The sequence below is a fragment of the Paenibacillus sp. FSL H7-0942 genome (assembly GCF_045040715.1).
Classification (GTDB): domain Bacteria; phylum Bacillota; class Bacilli; order Paenibacillales; family Paenibacillaceae; genus Paenibacillus; species Paenibacillus amylolyticus.
Window position 1 is genome coordinate 3,221,180 of sequence record NZ_CP150279.1, and the last position, 20,493, is coordinate 3,241,672.

At 44.6% G+C, this 20,493-nt stretch carries 19 protein-coding genes; 15 read left to right on the plus strand and 4 right to left on the minus strand.

Annotated features, from left to right (window positions below; translation table 11 throughout):
• Position 1 precedes the first annotated feature (1 nt).
• The 3 genes from MHI48_RS14450 to MHI48_RS14460 all read left to right on the plus strand — a co-directional run bounded on the left by MHI48_RS14450 (position 2) and on the right by MHI48_RS14460 (position 5,061).
• A complete protein-coding gene (locus MHI48_RS14450; protein ID WP_076317947.1) occupies positions 2-1,300 on the plus strand; it encodes a GHKL domain-containing protein in 1,299 nt (432 codons plus the stop codon).
• A 110-nt stretch (positions 1,301-1,410) separates the two neighbouring features.
• The gene (locus tag MHI48_RS14455; RefSeq protein ID WP_076317946.1) at positions 1,411-3,462 is read left to right on the plus strand and encodes a serine hydrolase; all 2,052 of its coding nucleotides are present in this window, start codon (positions 1,411-1,413) and stop codon (positions 3,460-3,462) included.
• Between the two features lie 195 nt (positions 3,463-3,657).
• The gene (locus MHI48_RS14460) at positions 3,658-5,061 is read left to right on the plus strand and encodes a PQQ-binding-like beta-propeller repeat protein (RefSeq protein ID WP_405144410.1); all 1,404 of its coding nucleotides are present in this window, start codon (positions 3,658-3,660) and stop codon (positions 5,059-5,061) included.
• 83 nt (positions 5,062-5,144) lie between these two features.
• Here MHI48_RS14460 and MHI48_RS14465 read toward each other — a convergent pair whose 3' ends face one another.
• On the minus strand, positions 5,145-5,819 hold the full coding sequence (locus MHI48_RS14465) for a class I SAM-dependent methyltransferase (protein WP_405144412.1): 675 nt from the start codon (positions 5,817-5,819) through the stop codon (positions 5,145-5,147).
• A 163-nt stretch (positions 5,820-5,982) separates the two neighbouring features.
• Here MHI48_RS14465 and MHI48_RS14470 point away from each other — a divergent pair, with 163 nt between their 5' ends.
• The 4 genes from MHI48_RS14470 (at position 5,983) to MHI48_RS14485 (ending at position 9,728) form a co-directional block, all read left to right on the plus strand.
• Positions 5,983-6,645, plus strand: a complete 663-nt coding sequence (locus MHI48_RS14470) for a hypothetical protein (protein WP_405144414.1) — start codon at positions 5,983-5,985, stop codon at positions 6,643-6,645.
• Positions 6,646-6,813: 168 nt separating this feature from the next.
• The gene (locus MHI48_RS14475) at positions 6,814-7,794 is read left to right on the plus strand and encodes an SDR family NAD(P)-dependent oxidoreductase (protein WP_405144416.1); all 981 of its coding nucleotides are present in this window, start codon (positions 6,814-6,816) and stop codon (positions 7,792-7,794) included.
• 185 nt (positions 7,795-7,979) lie between these two features.
• Positions 7,980-8,888: a UDP-N-acetylmuramate dehydrogenase gene (gene murB / locus MHI48_RS14480; RefSeq protein ID WP_370511408.1), complete on the plus strand. Its 909-nt coding sequence runs from the start codon at positions 7,980-7,982 to the stop codon at positions 8,886-8,888.
• 225 nt (positions 8,889-9,113) lie between these two features.
• Positions 9,114-9,728 carry a hypothetical protein gene (locus MHI48_RS14485; RefSeq protein WP_179086462.1) on the plus strand — a complete coding sequence of 205 codons (615 nt, stop codon included), beginning with the start codon at positions 9,114-9,116 and terminating at the stop codon, positions 9,726-9,728.
• 92 nt (positions 9,729-9,820) lie between these two features.
• On the opposite strand, the gene MHI48_RS14490 is transcribed toward MHI48_RS14485, so the two are convergent.
• Positions 9,821-10,606 carry a DUF817 domain-containing protein gene (locus MHI48_RS14490; protein WP_076327653.1) on the minus strand — a complete coding sequence of 262 codons (786 nt, stop codon included), beginning with the start codon at positions 10,604-10,606 and terminating at the stop codon, positions 9,821-9,823.
• Between the two features lie 269 nt (positions 10,607-10,875).
• On the opposite strand from MHI48_RS14490, the gene MHI48_RS14495 reads away from it, so the two are divergent.
• From MHI48_RS14495 to MHI48_RS14525, 7 genes are all read left to right on the plus strand, one after another.
• Positions 10,876-11,220: a YojF family protein gene (locus MHI48_RS14495; protein ID WP_017688572.1), complete on the plus strand. Its 345-nt coding sequence runs from the start codon at positions 10,876-10,878 to the stop codon at positions 11,218-11,220.
• Positions 11,221-11,243: 23 nt separating this feature from the next.
• Positions 11,244-11,918, plus strand: a complete 675-nt coding sequence (bshB2, locus tag MHI48_RS14500; protein WP_036670850.1) for a bacillithiol biosynthesis deacetylase BshB2 — start codon at positions 11,244-11,246, stop codon at positions 11,916-11,918.
• A 317-nt stretch (positions 11,919-12,235) separates the two neighbouring features.
• Positions 12,236-13,624 (plus strand): nitrous oxide reductase family maturation protein NosD, encoded by a 1,389-nt coding sequence (locus MHI48_RS14505; protein WP_235193811.1) that lies wholly within the window; start codon positions 12,236-12,238, stop codon positions 13,622-13,624.
• Complete coding sequence (locus MHI48_RS14510) at positions 13,621-14,202, plus strand: nitrous oxide reductase accessory protein NosL (protein WP_051449728.1); 582 nt, start codon at positions 13,621-13,623, stop codon at positions 14,200-14,202. The genes MHI48_RS14505 and MHI48_RS14510 overlap by 4 nt, the downstream gene beginning before the upstream one ends.
• A gap of 28 nt (positions 14,203-14,230) precedes the next feature.
• Entirely contained in the window at positions 14,231-15,052 is an 822-nt protein-coding gene (locus MHI48_RS14515; protein WP_036670851.1) for an ABC transporter permease, read from the plus strand.
• Positions 15,045-15,758, plus strand: coding sequence for an ABC transporter ATP-binding protein (locus MHI48_RS14520; protein WP_036670852.1), 714 nt, complete (start codon positions 15,045-15,047; stop codon positions 15,756-15,758). The genes MHI48_RS14515 and MHI48_RS14520 overlap by 8 nt, the downstream gene beginning before the upstream one ends.
• A 2-nt stretch (positions 15,759-15,760) precedes the next feature.
• Complete coding sequence (locus tag MHI48_RS14525; RefSeq protein WP_253508302.1) at positions 15,761-16,312, plus strand: redoxin domain-containing protein; 552 nt, start codon at positions 15,761-15,763, stop codon at positions 16,310-16,312.
• Positions 16,313-16,473: 161 nt separating this feature from the next.
• Here MHI48_RS14525 and metE read toward each other — a convergent pair whose 3' ends face one another.
• The gene (gene metE / locus MHI48_RS14530; protein ID WP_076327650.1) at positions 16,474-18,768 is read right to left on the minus strand and encodes a 5-methyltetrahydropteroyltriglutamate--homocysteine S-methyltransferase; all 2,295 of its coding nucleotides are present in this window, start codon (positions 18,766-18,768) and stop codon (positions 16,474-16,476) included.
• Between the two features lie 224 nt (positions 18,769-18,992).
• Here metE and MHI48_RS14535 point away from each other — a divergent pair, with 224 nt between their 5' ends.
• Positions 18,993-19,616, plus strand: coding sequence for a hypothetical protein (locus tag MHI48_RS14535; RefSeq protein WP_076327649.1), 624 nt, complete (start codon positions 18,993-18,995; stop codon positions 19,614-19,616).
• Positions 19,617-19,744: 128 nt separating this feature from the next.
• On the opposite strand, the gene MHI48_RS14540 is transcribed toward MHI48_RS14535, so the two are convergent.
• Positions 19,745-20,410, minus strand: a complete 666-nt coding sequence (locus MHI48_RS14540; RefSeq protein ID WP_405144421.1) for an MBL fold metallo-hydrolase — start codon at positions 20,408-20,410, stop codon at positions 19,745-19,747.
• Between the last annotated feature and the right edge of the window lie 83 nt (positions 20,411-20,493).

A 20,493-nucleotide genomic window follows, 5' to 3' on the forward strand; every position in this document is an offset into this window, starting at 1 on the left:
TATGGGTACCTATATGATCTTTTCCATCATTTTTGTGACCTTACTTATGGCATTTCAGGCGAATTTTTATTTTGATTCTGTGTTGGGCAAGTCCAGACGAAAGCCGCGCAGAGCGATCTATTTCATGGTATTTCTCATGTTGGGTTATTTTTATTTGGTCACTTCCTTCTCTGATATCATTTCTACTGCTGTTGCTCTGCTGTTAATCTTCAGTCTGGCACAGTCCTATGAAGTGGAGTTCAAAATCAAACTTGTTTTTACCATCCTGTATGCGGTTCTGATTACTATGGCAAATACAATAGCCGTATATATTCTCGGAGTTTTGGAATCCACAGAATTCATTTCATGGGAACAGTTCAACGGAGAAAACCACTGGATTCTCTCCAAGGTGATGCTGGTTGGTTGCAGTATCATGTTCATTGTTATTCAAATTGTACGTTTAGTGGCTAAACGCAGAAGTTTTGCCGTGCATTATCGTTATTATTTGCTGTTTCTCATCGTACCCATTATTACGATCTATCAGATCAATGTGGCCTCCATATATAGTGAAAAAAACATATTCTACGTCTTTTCCGTACTAGGCTCTCTATTTCTCAACGTGTTCATTGTATATGTATTCGATAATATGGTGGAAAAGGTACAGCTTGCGCATGAAAATACCCAGTTACAGCGTCAGATGGACTACCAGGATGCCAACTATGAGAAGACCGTTCACAGTTTCAAAAACATTAAATCCATCATCCATGATATCAATCAGCAATTTCTGTATATTGATGAATGTATCCAGCGTAACGAACTGGCAGCGGCAGGTGACCATATCAAGTCAACATTAAATACCATTGAAGGTGCGTACCAGCGGGTGAACTCCGGCAATCTGGTCATTGATGCACTCGTTACAAATACCTTGGCTATGGGGCAGGCAAACGGGATCAAAATCGACACCAAAATCCAGCTCCACTCACAACATATTCAGATCGATCGGTACGATCTGTGTGTGGTGCTGGGTAACATGCTCGATAACGCAATTGAGGCCTCCAAGAAGGTTAGACAGGCTGAGGATCGATATATCCTGATTGCCATTCACTCCACATCATCTACACTGGTCATCCAGATTATGAATCATGTGGAGCAACCGATCGTTGACTTGAAAAGTGACAAGCCCAATCCGGAGTACCATGGGATCGGTCTAACCAATATATCGCGAATGTGCGAGAAATATGGTGGACATATGAGTATTGAGCATCAGCATCGGAAATTTAACAACATGGTCGTGCTTCCGTTCCACACCGACAATCCCTGAACCTGCCGTTCAGGGGTTGTTTTTTTCCATTCAGGGTCCGTTTGCGTTTGATCAGTCTCTTCCCGGATATGATGAATTCATTCATAAGAACATTTGAGGGAGGACATAGGATGAAGAAACTAATTAGTCTTTTATGTACAGCGGTGCTTGTAATTACACCGCTGGCAGATGTCAGAGCAGAGGAGAATAACAGCGGTACGATTGAGGCACGGGCGGAGCAGATCGCCAAGGAGATGGTGCAAAACTACGGTGTCACCAGTGTGCAATATGCGATCATGGATGAAGGGGAATATATTTTATCAGATAGTGTCGGACTGCACGATAAGGCATCACAGAAGCCAATAGACAAGGATAGCATGTATGGCATAGGCTCGGTTAGCAAAATGGTTGTTACGACAGCCGCCATGAAGCTGGTTGATTCCGGTAAAATAGATCTGGATGAGCCACTTACTTCGTATATCAAGGACTTTAAAATGGCAGATGCGCGCTATACTCAAATCACACCGCGCATGTTGATGAATCATTCATCCGGTCTTTACGGTACACATTATGGAAACAGCATGTTGTTTGAAGATAATGACACCCGCAATCATGATGAGTTATTGCTCAAACTTCAGTCCGAAAAACTGAAATCCAAACCTGGCGCATACTCCGTCTACGCCAATGACGGTTTTCAATTGCTTGAAATCCTGGTTGAACGGGTGAGTGGATTAAGCTACAGCGAATATATCGCCAAGTTCATCAGCGAGCCGTTGAAGTTGGAATCAACGAAGACACCACTAGATTCCTTTGACAGAGCGCAATTATCCGAAACCTATTGGCCTACACTTGAGATGAAGATGCCTACCGAAAATGCAAACATTATCGGCACAGGCGGAGTGTACTCTACAGCAGAAGAATTGAGTCAATTCGGAGAGGTTTTAATGGGGAACAGACCGGATATTCTGTCCGAATCTGCTGTGAAGGCCATGCAATCTCATGAATATCGTAAGGGCATATGGGTATCTGATGAGCAAAATACGATCAATTATGGCTTGGGATGGGATTCGGTTGACCTTGCACCTTTCAGCGATTATGGGGTTACCGCGCTTGCCAAAGGCGGGGATACCATGTTGTACCACGCCGTGTTAATCACTATACCCGAACATGATATTTCAATGGCGGTTCTATCATCTGGCGGATCTTCCATCTACAATCAGATGTTTGCCAGCAAAGTGCTGCTGGAAGTTCTGGCGGATCAAGGCATCATCGACAAGGTTAAACCCGATCAGACCTTCTCGTCACCCGACAAAGTGAAGATGCCAACAGAATTAAGCGCGTACTCCGGTCTCTATGGTACGGTAGGAGAGACATTGGATATAACGATTAAGGATGGTGAGATGCAACTGCCAGCCTTGTTGGGTGGAATTATTCCAGAGCAGAAATATGTGTACACAGGCGACAAACATTTTACAAGTGCGGATGGCAGTGTGAAAGCTAGTTTTGTGAAGGAACGTAATGACAAGGTATATGTTAAAGTTCAGGGTATGATTACGTTACCCGGCATAGGCCAAACGGTAATGAACACGTATGATTATCAAAAACTGGATCATAATGCGCTTGACGCAGCAACAAAAGAGAAATGGACAGCTCGTGACGGCTCGAAATATTACGCGTTGGATGAAAAAATAACATCGATCTTTTATCTGCTTCCATCGATGCTGATCAAGAACCTGTCTGTTGACGCCGAACATGGTTACGCCAATGGTACGCAAATCATGGATGCAAACAACGCAGAGAATATCGCCGAGATTCCTGTAATGAACGGAAGAGACGCGTTTGATCTGCAATTTTACACAAAGAATGGCGCCGAGATTTTGCTCCAGGATGGGCAGGAATACATTGCTGAGGAGGCGATTACTCCAATCTTTGGTGGAAAAAAAGGAATTACGACTATTCCGGCAAACGGTCAAGCCCGGTGGTATGCGATCGATGCCCGATCGGGTAACAAATCCATCACGGTGGATTCTCCGAAGACCGGAGGTTATGCAGTGTATACTGATAAAGGGGAAATGGTTGACTTCTCTGTAGCAACCAATCATGAATCGACGAAACTCCCGAAAAGTGGTTTTATCGTTTTTGGTGGGGACTCCGGTGATATATTCCAGATCCAACTAAAGTAAAGCAGAAACTTCATTAATGAGTCACGTTCGCAACTTATCACCGAAAAAATACAGTTATCAAGAAGTCGCCTGGTGGCGGCTTTTTTGATATTTTCTTTGAATAATTTAACAATACGGTAACTATTTGGACCCATCACACGTTATGTTTATGTAGTTATATCTCAGGATTTTAATAACAGGAGGAATTCATTTACCATGGTCAATATACATAAACGTCAAATGAATAAGGAATGGAAAAGAAGAGCAGGAAGACCCATCATTGCAGGCATTACTGCCGGAATGTTGATGGTTCACGGCGTTATCGGCGTGTTGCCATCGCAGGCACATGCTGAAGCATCGGATGTATCCATCCGTAACTGGTATTCGTATCAACGAATCACTGTACCTGAACTGAAACCTTCTTGGACAGCGAAAGTAGATAACTATCTGAATATGAACGAGACTTATGTTGGAGTTAATGCGATCGCAGAAGAAGGAAAAGTATTCACGTTTGCTGGATCGAAGCTGATTGCACTTGATGCGACAACAGGTAAACGGTTGTGGACTTACGGCAAAGAACTGACTCCTTATATTACCTATCAAAGCGGGATTCTCTACGGACTGACCATTGATCACAAGCCATATGCCTTGAATGCGAAGACAGGCAAAGCAAAATGGCAGTCAGGTACATCCACCTGGATTGATACGTATAACCGTACGGAAGCTCTGATTCCAACGGTGGATACCCTCTACGTGATTAAGGGGAGTACAACGTTTGCACTGGATATCCAGTCAGGCAAACTGCGCTGGGAAGCAGATGAACCATTAGGTGAAGGTAATGGTACTGAGTATCTGAGAGAATCTAATGGTGTGGTGCTGAGAACCTTTTTTGTCCAAGGGGCACTTACATCCTTACAGCTTAATGCATATGACAAGAAAACGGGCAAGAAGATATGGGGTCATTTTGGTCAGGGGGAAGCTATTCAGATCAAAGACGGTCTTGTATACTCAGCGGACTACTATTCTTCGATGTTGGAAAATGACGAGTCTTCACCAGAACGCAAATGGAAAGTGAATGCGTACAACTTGAAGACCGGTGTGTTGAAAGGAAGTCAGGAGTATAAGTGGACCATGCCGGGGGATCCACCGTATGTGAATGGGTATGGAGGGATATTTTCCAATAAAGACAAACTATACATTCTACAAGGGGATAAGATAGCGGAGTATTCGTTGACCTCAACCAAGCCGGGTCCCGCGCCACTTCGAACTTTTCACCGTCCTTACAGCGAAAATATGGTATGGCTTGGCGTTACACAGGAAAGGTTGATCTTCAAAAACGGAAACACGGGAGAACTTACAGGCATCAAGCTGGCTAATGGTCAGGAGGTTCAGTGGCATGGTGATGCTCCCGTTTCTCAGATCGATGTTTACGGTAAAGGCATGTATCGAGCGCAACGTAACGGCACCCTGCTTGTCCTCAACATGATGTCGGGTCAGTCGGTCTTCCGCGTCTCCACCGGTGGAGATCTGCATAACACGACGTTAAAGACAAACGGAATGATCATCATCCAATCCGAAGGCAAACTTCTCGGCGTTAAGCTGCCAGCATCGCTGAATTAAGTGATTTACCTGCATCTGCCGCTGAACGAAATCCATGTGAGAAGACCGGATCATGGCATAGCTGCCCATAATCAGGTCTTTTTTTATTTTTGCGCATAAAACACTGCAAAGTCCAAGTATTTGTACATGCAATCTGCCACGCGAAACCCCGCTTCCTCCAACCACACCAATTGATCCTCCAGCGTGGCATTGATATCCACCTTGCGTCTTTCGATTGAAGCCGAGATGGCTTCCTCAGACAAACCACTTTGATGAATCGCTTCTAACCAGCGCTGGCGGTAATAGGTGTCCGTATCGGGGGTTCTTCCCTGAACTTGATCTGCGTTGATGAAGCATCCACCTGGTTCTAACAACTTGTGTACAGAGTCAAACACCTTTTTCTTGTCAGCGTGGGGCAGATGGTGAATAGACAGGGAGGAAATAATCATATCGTAGGAACTGGTGAAATCGTACTTGGAGTAATCCCCGATCACATACTGTACTTGGTTTGCATCAGCAAATCTTCGACGTGCTCCTTCGAGCATTTGATCACTAATATCGATCAGGGTTAATCGCGCGTTGGGATACTTTTGCAGGACCAATCCGGAGAGCAGTCCCGTTCCTGCACCCAGATCAAGAATACGTGGAGAATCGAGCGGGCTTTTCATTAGATCCAGAGCCAGTCCATAAAAATCATCAAAACAAGGGATAAGCTGCTTTCGCTGCACATCATAATCTTGGGCTACCTTATCAAACAACTGCTTTACTGAGAATTCCATGTGCTCATCACTCCTTGAGGTTTTCTCCATATTTTACAAACTTAAAGGCATCAAGGGAAATACTGATTATGGATAAACTCATAGGTTGGACCTATGGGTTCCGAGTCTCAGCCATGGGTAATAACATGTAAGCGCAGAATATAGACAGGGAGGAATGAACCTGATGTTTCAACCACGTTCTATTATGATGAGTATCTCCTTAATCGTTATAGTTCTAACACTTGCAGCTTGCTCTGGTAGTAATGAACCTTTGCCTAGCCCTCAACCATCAATGCCAGTAGGTGAATCTGCTCCAGCACCTTCAACAGAAAATGAACAACCATCTGAAACAGATGGAACAGTAGAAGCAAATGAAACGGAGCGTCCACAGACCGCAAGTTTTGAAATGTTGACCGCAGATGGAAATCAATCACTAGAGGCGACCTTGCAACAAGGAGAAGGATTTTCCTTGTACGTATTCGAGAATTTCACATTTGATGCTGCTCAAGGCCGTCTGTCACTGACTAGTAACGCTGACTATTATGTGGATATTGAACCACTGCCTTCGGATTATAATCTGGCAGAACTGGAGACAGCAGGTAAAGAAGAATTAGTAAAAGCCGGTAAGGTATCTGATTATAGTGGAGAACTGGTAGAACACCCGCTTGGTCATGCCGAGCTTTATCTTCAGGCCTCTGGTGAAGAAGGCATTAGCGATTATATGGTCTGGAAATCAGAAGAAGAGGACGCATTTTTATTCCGTCTTCATAATCCAAAAGGAGAAGAGGCCTCTGATTTCGCCAGCCCGGTCCTTGTTTCGTTATCCACCGTTCAGGGTGATTCGTAACGTGGATGCCTATAATCATTTCAACGAAAGTCGCCAACTGGCGGCTTTTTTACGTTTACAGATTGCACGGAGAAGTTGCAGTTGATGTATTCACTTCCATTTGACTTAGAGTACGCTCTAGGGTGTAGACTTTGAAGAAGTAGAAATATTACTAAGGAGATGAACAGAATGACACAGGAAAATAATACTAGAACTTTACAACATAAAATGGACTCTGGCTTCAACCATAATAATACAGCGGAGGATGTATTGAGAGATCTGGACTTGTCAGGACAGCTTGCTATTGTAACGGGTGGATATTCCGGCCTCGGGTTGGAGACGACACGTGCGCTTGTTAATGCGGGAGCCCGTGTCGTGGTGACTGCACGTCGTCCAGCGGTTGCGAAGGAAGCACTTTCGGGTCTGGAAGGTGTTGAAATAGATGAATTGGACCTCGCTGACTTATCCAGCGTTCGTGCTTTTGCCGAGCGGTTTCTGGCGAGTGATCGGAACATTGACATGCTGATTCTTAATGCGGGCATCATGGCTTGCCCGGAGACGCGGGTTGGTCCTGGCTGGGAAGCTCAATTTGCAACCAATCATCTGGGCCACTTTGCCCTGACTAATCTGTTATGGCCAGCACTTGCAAGTCAGGGGGGAGCACGTGTTGTTTCCTTGGCATCAGCGGGACATCATTTCTCACCGATTCGTTGGGATGACATCCAATTTGAACATGGCTATGAGAAATTCCCTGCCTATGGACAGTCCAAAACAGCAACGATTTTATTCAGCGTTGAGCTGGATCGTCGAGGTACAGAGCACGGCGTACGGGCTTTCTCAGTTCATCCAGGCGGAATTATGACACCACTACAGCGTCATATGCCACAAGAGGAAATGATTGCTCTGGGCTGGATTGATGAATCTGGACAAGTGGCCAACCCTGCGTTCAAAACACCTGAGCAGGGGGCAGCAACGCAAGTCTGGGCAGCAACTTCACCTCAGCTTGAGGGAAAAGGCGGTGTCTACTGCGAGGATTGTGACATCAGTGAAATGGCTCCCGAAGATGGAGGTTTCTATGGGGTCAAGGAGTATGCTATCGACCCTGAGCAAGCTATTCGTTTATGGGAGCTATCGGCCAAGCTGACTCAAACAGACATAGAACTCTCATAATCATGTAGTTGCGGCAACAGAGCAACAGCTTGCTTCCATGCAGGAACTCACGGAAAAGTTCAAAATCTAAAGAGAATGTGATTAATTATAATGAAAACAACATAATTTCAAACAAAATCTCCTATTTAGCATATAATAAAGAAGGAGCATCTCATTTTCGCGATGGTGCAATCATTTCTTTATGAATTCAGGGAGAGAAAATCATGAATATTTTTGAGCATCAGATACCTTTGGAAAAAGTGAAATTCAATGAACCACTAAAAAATCACACGTTTATTAAAATAGGTGGCAACGCAGATATTCTCATCCATCCAACAACGATAGACGAAATCACTAAAATCGTGGAAATTGCCAACTTACATCAGTTACCTCTGACGGTCATTGGAAAAGGCTCAAACGTCATTATTAAAGACGGGGGCATCCGGGGAGTAACGATTTCTCTTAGCCACTTCGATCAAATTAAAGTGAATGAGGACAGCATGATTGCGCAAAGCGGCGTTGATATCATTGATGTATCCAGACTTGCTTTGGAGCATAGCTTGACCGGTTTGGAGTTTGCTTGTGGTATTCCCGGCAGCACGGGGGGCGCACTTTACATGAATGCGGGTGCTTATGGCGGTCAGATCGCCGATGTTGTTGAACGTGCGACTGTGATCACCAAAGACGGCGCAGTGTTGGAAATCCCGCGAGAAGAGATGAAGTTTGGTTATCGAAATAGTCTCTTCAAGATGGATCACTATATCATACTGGAGGCCGAATTCGGGCTCAAAAAAGGAAACAAGGAAGATATTGCAAGCAAAATGAAGGAATTAACGTTCCTGAGAGAATCCAAGCAGCCGCTTGAATTCCCCTCTTGTGGAAGTGTATTTAAACGACCCGAAGGACATTTTGCCGGTAAACTGATTCAGGATTGTAACTTGCAGGGCACTCGCATCGGAGGTGCTGAAATCTCCATGAAGCATGCAGGTTTCATCGTAAATGTGGATCACGCTACTGCCCAGGATTATATGGATCTGATCCAATTTATTCAGAAGAAAGTATATGATACGTTCCAAGTTGAATTGGAAACCGAAGTAATCTTTCTGGGAGAATAGCTTCGATGAATGACTTGAAAGGTCGCCAATGGCGGCCTTTTTTGATTGTCCGAATTATACTTAAACAAGAACTAATATGCTAATAATGGTAATATCAGAGTGATTGTATTTAATATTTCATCGTTATCATAAGGAGTGTACATGGAGATAATCAAGCGTAACAGGAGAATTTTGCTAATCACTGCAATGGTAATTTTACTATCGCCCCTGTCAATCTTGGCATATATGTATATGAATGAACGAGCTGGCGGGCTAGCCGATCAACGGATATCCAAAGTTTGGGGATTGAATGAACCTATACATATTCCTATAGCGAACAGTCCTCAAGGGGCCGTTCAAGAATTTAGAGGTGAATCTTATACCTCCCAATTCATTCATCAGGAGGCTGTGGACGGGGGCATGATTTTGTTTACACAAAAAAAGGGTCGGGAAAATAACAGTAATCTTCAGATGGAGTATACCCGCAAGAACATTTTCGGATGGAAATGGGTATGGGGTGGAGGATATTCCATTAATGAATCAGTTGAATCCAAGTTTGCGTTGAATTATATGAGCATACCGAAATTGGAAAAAGTCTCGGCCCCGTTTCCGATGTTATTTGGTGACATCATAGACTCCACTATCAAACGTGTAACTGTTGAAATCAAGCACAATGGAAATCCCGCCACTTTCAATGCGAAGCTGGTTGAGGCAGGTGAGAACCAACAAACCTGGTACGCATTCCTGCCTTCATCAGCGACTACTCCTTATACAATCAAAGCATATGATGAAAAGGAGAACCTCTTAATCAATAAAGACATTGAAGAGGCAGATGACTTTGGCTCATTATTTGTTGAATAATCTCAAATAGAACCACGCAAAAAACAGCGGCATTCGAAGACTTTAAGTACGAGTCTAAGATTGCTGCTGTTTTACGGTTAGAGAATAAATAGTTACCTGGACATTGAATCATCTGCGGTTCGATTGGCCTTCACATATTTGAGCTGCGCAACGATGATGACACTGATGATGACCAGCAGGAACCACGAACTAATTTTGCTAAAGCTAACCAGTTGCCAGGCATCATGCTGATCAGGGTATTTCCAGGCATTGAAAAATGTAGCGATGTTCTCAGCAGTCCAAATGAAGAAACCAACGATGATAAAAGCAAGCGATAAGGGCATTCGATAGGTCGTTGCTCGTACCCGGTAAATAATCCAGGTTTTCCAGAAGACAATAAATACAAGCGCCGTCAGCCACCAGCGAAAATCGGGCATAAAATGATGAGTGAAAAAGTTAATATAGATGGCTGCTCCGAGCAGCATCGAAGGTGCAAAACCAGGCCATCCGGTCATGTCCATTCGCAGTCTTCGCCACACCTGACACATAAAACTGGCTACACTTGCATACATGAATCCGCTATAAAGAGGGACACCCAGGATATTGCTGTATGCTTGCTCAGGGTATGACCATGATCCCATCCATACTTTATAGATTTCTAGCACCAGGCCAATAATGTGAAATACACAGATGACCTTGATTTCATCCTTGGTTTCCAAGCCGCTTCGATACATCAGGTACTGCACAGCAAGCAATACGAGCAGAATGGCATCATATCGATGAAGGAAAGGAATAGGAATTACGCTGGACAGTGCCAGTGTTCCAAAGATCGCTACGGGAAATATGCAGCTCATGGCCTGATGATAGCCAAAATGAAGTAGTTGTATTAGAGATTTCAAGTCGAGTTAAACTCCTTTCCAAACATGTTGGAGCAAGATTCATTTAAAATTTAAGGTTCTTCATCACGGGCGTTTTTGCCTACACTTCATAATATAGATATGATCCATGAATAAAAAGAGAAAAAACCACGCAAATCTGTTCTTGTTTTCAAACTGGAATCATCATGAGAGGGCTCTATGTGAGGTCGACAGGGTCACTCCATGTATATTCTCTTGTGTGGTTATGTTAAAATGAAGTTCGTACAATTACATTAGACAAGGAGGCCGCTATGCAACCGATTAAACCTCAAGACATTCAGCTCCGGATCAATAATCTTGCTGATCAGGACTTATACGTACATCTAGAACTTACGTCAGGTGCTTACGCACAACACATGGACAGTACAAAACATCCAGCATCGGCATTCATTACTAATGCGGCCATACGATATACGCAGGGGTCCATTTCAGGTACAGGTCCATACCGTGTTGGTCTGAAAACAACGCAGGGATGGCTTTACGCCGAAGGACTTACACATATTGATGAGCAGGAACAAGAAAGACTGATTCTCGCCGGTCACGACAGCCAAGGTAAACTAGTTGTGGCGTTACAATTAAGCCGAGAGATGTTCTGATGAAAGCGGAGGATTGAATAACCATGAATACTACACACAACGAGCATGAGCGCATCTTGGTGGTATATCCACATCCAGATGATGAAGCTTTCTCTGTATCGGGAACGTTAGCCAAATACATAGATGGCGGTGCCCATGTAACCTATGCTTGTCTAACACTTGGCGAGATGGGGCGCAATATGGGGATTCCTCCATTTGCCAACCGAGTGACGTTGCCTGGCATCCGTAAACAGGAACTCATCGAAGCTTCTGAAGCGATTGGTATTCAGGACCTGAGAATGCTGGGTTTCCACGATAAAATGCTGGAGTTCGAAGATCCACAGTTACTGGAAGACACCATCATGTCGCTACTTAAAGAGTTGAACCCTACGCTGGTCATAACGTTCTATCCGGGGTACAGTGTTCATCCCGATCATGATGCAACGGGAGCCGCTGTTATACGTACAATCACTAAACTTCCTGTGGATGAACGTCCGATTGTTCATTGCGTTGCGTTCGCTAATAATCAGGAACAGTACATTGGCAAACCGGATGTATTTGTTGATGTATCCGAATTTTTGGATCGAAAAATGGCGTCCATTCGTGCCCACCGTTCACAATTCCAGGCAGCAGAGCTTGTAGGAAATCGTGAGCTGAATAATGAAGAAATCAAGAAACGTTTTGGCAGAGAAACATTTTGGACCTATCCATTTGAATAATATATTACTTAGAAGTCGCCTATATGGCGGCTTTTTTTGATTCACATCACAATATCGACACAAAAATGGAGCGTCTATAGCCTAATTGAGCTATATGGAATAAATATCATTTTAAGTACACTATGATCAGGATTGTGATAACGCTTCATTTATTACGTTGCTTCAATGGATGAGGAACATGGAGAGTTGATTTTAAGTGGAGTGGAGGGATGGTGTGTACAACCAACGTATATTTTGGATTAACGTAAGAGCCGTTGAATACATTGCCACAGCAATAAGCAACTGTAACAAGAAGCCGGAATTGCGCGGTTTGAATCATGAGTAGTCTTTGGGCAGGCTTGGGTACATTCAACAGTTGTAAGAAGAGTCGGGTTACGGGTTTAATTTTTCTAATCGGAATGATGATGCTCCTGCTATCCCTTCCACACGGTGCAGTCATTGCCTCCTCCGGACATCGTGAGCTCATTCCCCTTCAGCCTATGATTGACCGTTCTGCACCTGGAGAAGTCATTGAACTTGCATCAGGTCGTTATTCTGGACCCGTGACGATTGACAAAAACATCACCATTCAAGGTGATCCTACGGTCATAGTTGTTAATGCGGAAGCCACCTCTACGATAATGATTCACTCGGATGGGGTGAAATTGAGCGGTTTTACAATTGAACATGATACGAATGAACAGACTGCAGCGATTCAGGTTGAAGGGAAAAACAGTGAAATCACGGATCTGCATATTCAGACCCAGGGGTATGGGATGATCATCCGGAATTCGAGTCAGGCAACGATTAAGCGGAACAACATTACGTGGGCCGGGTCTGATTCTGCTTCCAGTGGCCAGAAGGGCAATGGCATTGATCTGTACAACTCCCATGATAGCTTCATTGAAGCCAATGAGATCACCGGCATGAGGGATGGAATCTATCTGGAGAACAGTCGCAAGTCTATCGTGCAAAATAACAGGCTGTTACATACGAGGTATGGCATCCATTGCATGTATATTGACGGCTCTTCTGTCATGGATAATACCGGAGAAGAGAACATGACAGGTGCCATGATCATGGGCGTCAAGAATACGGTTATATCGGGCAATTCTTTTCGCAAACAGAGTACTAATGTTCACTCCCAAGGGATTTTATTGTATGACGTACATCAATCCTCTGTTCACAACAATGTAGTGGAAGGTAATCGTGTTGGGATGAATATTGCAGAATCCTCAGGCAATGAGATACATGACAATGCGGTGCTTCGGAATTTTGTTGGCATACAGCTTGTTCTGGCAGAAGCTAATGAGTTTACACGTAACCAATTGGTGTCTAATGTCATTGAAGCTTCGGCGCTGGATAGCCCGAATAATGTCCTGATGGAGAACTACTGGGACTCCTTTCAGGGGCTCGATCTGAATCGGGATGGGATCAGTGAAATATCCTATGCCATCAATCCTTTTTATGAGCAACTGGTCAGTCGAAATTCAGCGTATCAGCTCTTTTTCCAATCACCGGGTATGGTCTTTCTGAGTGAGTTGTTTACAGAAGGCAGAGAACAATGGACTACCGACAAATCTCCACGAATGAGCATGGATACGGAATCTGATCTGCACATGTCAGTGGAAAGGGCAGCAGGTTCCAAGATGGTGTGGATGTTCGGGTTAGTTCTGTTGAGTATGGCAACTTTTATAATCATCTATATGGGGGTATTACGAAAATGAACAAAAGTTTGAACAGAAGATGGTCCATGGTGATGGTACTTATGTTTGGCATGGTGCTGTTAACCGCTTGCGGAACAAAATACGCGGCATTGCCGATCAATGAAGACGTGGATATCTGTGCGATCTGTAAAATGCAGGTGAAGGACGATGCATATGCAACACAGCTCACTACGAAAGACGGCCAAAATTACAAGTTCGATGATATCGGCTGCATGAACCAGTGGAAAACAGAAAATGGCACAGATAACATCGGCATGGACTATGTACGTGATTACAATGACAAGGAATGGATTGAATACAGCAAAGCCACGTATGTATACGACGCTTCATTGCGTACACCTATGGCCTATGGAATTCTTAACTTTAAGGACAAGCCCTCGGCTGAAGCTTTCATTGCAGAGCAAGGTGTAGGAACCATTATGACCGCTGAGGATCTTGCCTCCCATGACTGGAAACAGAACACAGAGAATATGGACATGATGGGTGAACATGGGCATGATGAGCACGGACATGGTGAAGAAGGAGACGGTAATGAGATGCATCAGGAAGGTGAGATGAAAGAAGAGTCAGGCCACTAAGTATGACAATAGAAAATGGTGATCAATGATGTCAGATATGATACAGATTGCAAGACGAGAAGTGAAAATGGGATTTCGCAATCCTTGGGCGTATTCGTTTCTGATCCTTTTTTGCACCTTTAGCTTAAGCTTGTTACTTCTGAATTCGCAGAATCTGGTTGAAGGATATTCGGGCACAACAGGTTCGATGTTGAATCTCATTCTTTACCTCTTACCATTAATGACGCTGTTCCTCGGTTCCTTCTCACTAACATCCGAAAAGGAAGACGGTAGCTGGCAACTGCTGTCCACGTATCCCATCGGCACGATGTCTTTTATTGTGGGGAAGTATCTTGGGCTGTCGATTGTTTTAATTACCATTGTTGCGTTTGGATACGGCCTGATGGGGGTCATTAGCGGAGTGATTGGGAATCCACTGGATGTCATGACATATCTTCTTTTTCTGGCATTCTCGTGTGGACTGGTGTTGTTATTCCTGACGTTGGCGCTATTTATCGGTTCGTTGTCGCGCAATCGGTGGCAGGCGTTAACCATATCCGTGACCGTATGGTTCTTCGCTGTCATTGGATGGCCGACGTTATTGCTCTCTGTGCTGGGACTGATGCCTTATCTATGGGTGAAACCTCTGCTGGTTATGCTAACACTCATCAATCCGGCCGAGCTGGTGCGATTGTTTGTAGTCATCAAACTGGGAGGTGGCTCCATTCTTGGACCAGAATATTATCGATGGGTGGAGTGGGTGCAGCAACCAAATGGCAGTTGGATCTTCATCGGGATATGCCTATTCTGGATTGCTTTCTCTGTCCTGGCGGTATATGCGATCTGGGAGAGGGGGCGTTCTCATGGATAAAGTGGGACTCGAAGTGATGGGATTGTGCAAATCCATTAAAAAGCAACCAATTGTTGAGGATATCTCCTTTCGCATTACTTCAGGCCAAGTGCTTGCCCTCTGTGGAGGGAATGGTGCAGGAAAGAGCACGGTGCTGCGTATGATCGCAGGAATTCTTCGGCCTACCTCCGGTGAGGTTGCAGTGAACAATGTACGATGGTTGAAGGAGCGCAAGCGTTATTCAGAGCAGATTGGATATATGCCGGACGATTATCAATTTAATCAAGGACTGAGTGCGGAGGAAATGCTTCTGTTCTGGGCTTCTCTGAGGAAAGTTCCCAAGGAGAGAGTACAGGAAGTACTGACCATGGTAGGTTTGGAGGATCAAAAGAAAAACCGGGTTACGACCTTCTCCAAAGGCATGCGCCAACGTGTGTTATTCGCCCAGGCTGTGCTGTCGAAACCTCCACTGCTCATCATGGATGAGCCAACGAATGGACTGGACCCATTCTGGATGCAGGAATTAACTCAGCTGCTCAAGGGCATCAAACAGGAAGGCCACATGGTCGTGTTCTCGACCCATCAGCTGGAGATCGCAGACGACATTGCGGATCAGGTGATATTCATGAACCATGGACGTAATGTTGGAGAGGGCTCTACTCACGACTTTTGTGATCAATTCGGTTCGCTCCATGCAGCATTTCATCAAAGTCTTGGCTTAAAGTGAAGGTGAGTTTATTGCAGAAAAAAAGTTTTAAAAGCAGACGTACACTTACAATTTTGATTGGTGTGATCGCATTGTTAGTAGGTACATGGGCTATTTTCGAAAATGTATCGACACCCGAATCTGGGCGTGGCAACACTATTCAAGCAGGTGCAAGAGCCCCTGAGTTCACAGCGGTTAATTCAGAAGGCGAACAAGTCAGACTGTCCGATTATCGGGGCAAAGCCGTGATGATTAACTTTTGGGCTTCATGGTGCACACCTTGTGTAAGGGAGATGCCGCTCGTTCACCAGATTGCTCAGGACTATCAGAACGACGTGGAAACCCTGTTTGTTAACGTGGGGGAATCGAAGGGCACGATTCGTGAGTTTATGGATAAGCAGGCGTTTGATTTCCCGGTGATCATTGATGTGACGGGCAACATATCAGGCATGTATCGGATTACAGGTTTACCGGCAACGATGGTTATTGATAAGGACGGAGAGTTCCGTCATATATTGCTCGGTGAACTGACCGAAGATACACCATTGCAGCAATGGCTGAAAGATAGTATCTAGTTGTAAGCGTTGGATGTTGAGAAAAGGGGCAGGAACGCCAGAGATCGCCATGTTACAAGTGAAATGAATGTACGTTAAAAGTAGCCATATAAAAAGCCGGACACCCATTTAACGAAGGGGTGTCCGGCTTTACTCTTGAAGTTATGCTGCTTCGCAGCCGATTACAATACAGCAGCTGAAGCGTGATTGTTACGAGCGATTCTGGTTGCATCAACCATGTTACGCAGAGAAGCTACCGTTTCTTCTTGTCCACGGGTTTTTAATCCGCAGTCCGGGTTAATCCAGAACAGCTTCGGATCAAGAACACGAAGAGCGCGTTCAATCATGCTGCTCATTTCATCCACACTTGGAACACGTGGACTATGGATATCATATACGCCAAGACCGATACCAAGCTCATACGTATTTTCTTCAAAACTATGAATTAGTTCACCGTGACTACGGGATGTCTCAATGGAGATAACATCTGCATCCATAGCTTCAATGGAATCAATCATGTCATGGAATTCGCAATAGCACATATGCGTATGGATTTGAGTCGTTTCATGCACCGTGCACGTGGAGATACGAAACGCTTTGACCGCCCAAGCCAGGTAATCGGCTTGTTCATTTTCTTTCAGCGGAAGCCCTTCACGAACAGCCGGCTCGTCAACCTGAATCATACCAATGCCTGCCTGTTCAAGTGCCTCGACTTCCTGTCTCAACGCATACGCCAATTGATAGGCAATCTGCTCACGAGCAATGTCTTCGCGTACGAATGACCAGTTCATGATGGTAATCGGGCCAGTCAGCATGCCTTTGACAGGACGCTCTGTCTGCGATTGAGCATATTTCGTTTCTTCCACCGTCATTTCACCCGTAAATGCAACATCGCCGAAGATAATAGGTGGCTTCACGCAACGTGAACCATACGATTGAACCCAGCCGAACTGTGTAAAGGCAAAACCGGCAAGTTTCTCGCCAAAGAATTCAACCATGTCGGTACGCTCAAACTCGCCATGTACCAATACGTCAATTCCGATCTCTTCCTGAATCTTAATCCAGATATCAATCTGCTCCCGGATGAAGGCAGCATACTGTTCGTTGTTCAATTCGCCTTTACGCCACAACTGACGTGCTTTTCTGACTTCAGCAGATTGTGGGAAACTACCAATCGTTGTTGTCGGGAAGAGTGGCAATTGCCATTTGGCCTGTTGAGCTTCATGACGCTCTGCAAAAGGACGGGAGCGCTCCGGCTGTTGAACACTGATGGAAGCAACGGCTTTCTGTACAGCGGTACGGTTCCGATCTTCGGATTCCTGAAGCGCCAGAAGAGGAAGCTCTGCTTCGTCTATTTTGGCAGTAATCTCTGCACTTGGTGAAGATAAGGCTGTAGTCAAAAGAACAATCTCATCCAGCTTTTCATCTGCAAATGCGAGGGCATTCTTCAGTTCAGATGTAAGTTTTGCCTCACGGTCTGTTGTTACTGGCACGTGTAGCAGGCTGCAAGATGATTGCACGATGATACGTTCAGGCGTCACGAACTCAGTCAATTCATTCAGCAAATTCAGTTTTGCTTGAAGGGAAGCTTTCCAGATCCCACGTCCATCAATAATACCTGCTCCCAACACTTTGTCTGCCGGGAAACCGGATGTCCGAATAGATTGTGTGTTACCAGAGAGTCCGTGTACAAAATCAAGTCCTACACCTTGAACTGGCAGTGCAACAATATCGTTGTAGTTTTCCACAGATTCAAAGTACGTTTGCAACATAATATTCAGGCCTGGAACGGCTGCGGCAAATGTTTCATATATTTTATTCAGACGCTGTACGTCTTCATCGCTTAATTTGGTTACCAGAATAGGTTCGTCGACCTGCACCCACTGAACGCCTTCGCTCGCAAGTTCTTGAAGCAATTGAGTGTAAAGTGGAAGCAAGCGGTCCAACCAAGCGTCTGTCTCGGATTTATCATAGCCTTTGGAGAGCTTTAGGAAGGTTAACGGTCCAACGATAACCGGCTTGCCTTCAATGCCGAGTTTTTCTTTTGCTTCACGATAAGCGAGAAGTGGTTTGTTCTCCGTCAGAGTTGGGGAAGCTCCGTCCAGTTCAGGTACAATGTAGTGATAGTTCGTGTTGAACCATTTTGTCATTTCACTTGCTGCGGCATCTTTCGTTCCCCGTGCAATGCCATAATATACGGACAACGGAACCGAGCCACCATCATAAGCAAATCGTTTAGGGATAATGCCAAACATCACAGCCGTATCCAGGATATGATCATAATAGCTAAAGTCATTCACCGGAATGATGTCGATGCCTTTTGCTTGTTGCTTGCGCAAATGATCGATGCGGATCTCTTGCAAACGTGCATGAAATTCTGTTTCCTCCAGCTTACCTGCCCAGAACGCTTCCAATGCTTTCTTCCATTCCCGATCAGCACCAATACGCGGATATCCCAATACACTACTTTTTGTCATCGTTTAAAACCCCTCTGCTTTTATGTTACACAAAATTTATCACAGATCCGGAGTTATAATGTAATTCCATTAAATTATACCTAGTTATAGCCTGAGGCTATATCCAAAGGTGTGTTCAGCATGAAGTATAGAACTTGAAGAGATCATTACGTTTGAAATAGACCCCACTAATGTTACAATGGTGAGCTATGTTCATACGAATGATTGAAAGGAAGGCGGTACGCATGAATCTGTATCATATCCAGTCCACCGTGCACGGAATCAACAGAGTAACATCCTTTTTGGAAGACAATTATATTGGTATTGCTTGGTCAGGTACAGGGGATCTGGAGCAAACGCCCCGGGAACTATGGAAGGAACTGTTGGTTCAACACTATCCCTTGGATGAAGCAGAATTGGCGAGCACACTCGCGACATTACATATGTTTGGTAACCTCATGCAGGATGGAGATTATGTATTAATTAGCGATGATGAATGGACGTATGTTGGGGATATCGGGGATTATTATTACGACGATTCCGCTGGCACAGAAAACGACTTGATCTGTCACCGTCGGGGAGTTACATGGTTGGGTCGTATTCCTCTCGCTGAGCTGAATGGCAAAGTGCAGGCACTGCAAAATGATTCAGCCATTCTTGCGAAATTTGAGTATCCTATATCACAAGCACAGCTGGATCGAGGTCTTGCAGTCAGTATAACAGCCGAAGCAACCAACTCTCTCTCAACAGGAGTAGATGAAGCCACGATTCAAACAGCTCTTCATGTGCTGAGAGAAGCGTTACACAGTGAAGAAGAAGAGCTGCGAATCCGTGCGGCTACAGCCATTTTGCAGTATGCCAAACAATAAATAAACCCATAACTATATAAATTGAACTAAACATTTACACAAAACGGAGAGGACAGAAAGAACCTGAAGAAGCGGAGCGTTCGCCTACAAGCTTTTTGCAAGAAGCTACATCGGTAGCATACTATTCGTTAGTTCATTTTATATAGCTCTGAGATCTGTTCATTTACATTCCTATGAGTTAGTCCTCCGTGATAACAAACCACAGATGAAATGTCGAGTTCGATATACTTTTTCAAAGAGATTCGAGCAGTCTCTGTATCCAGCGTAGTAGGTTCATGAATGCCTCCAAGCATGCCGTCTACACTGTACATTGAATCTCCGGCGATGAGCGTCTTGCTGTCCATCAAATATAGACTGATATGACCTGGCGTATGACCAGGTGTATGAATAACGCGAATTCCACCGCAAAACGGCAGTTCCTGACCATCAGTAACCGTTTCATCTACTTTTCCCATTGGAGGATGTTCAAGGTGAGCATCTTTGAGAAGAGGGAGCTGCCCCTCAATATATGGTTTATCCAGCTCATGCGCATATATCTTGACTTGTGAGCCACACTCCTGCAAAATCTCGGGAAGACACCCGATATGGTCCATATCCTGATGCGTCAAAATCACTGCTTTAAGTTGGCTGATCGGCACACCAATCTTTTCGAGTGCGATACACAAATCGTCATATTGTCCAGGGAATCCGGTATCAATTAACACAACCATTTCTTCATCCCATATCAGCACAGGGTGAATTATATTCCCCTCAAAATCAAGCTGAAGCATCGTTATTCCCTTTGAAATTTCCATAATATCAGACCTCCGAGAGTTGAAATTCATATACATCGTTGCTCGTTATATTTCTTATGTAAACGAATAAAGACTGCAAAAAG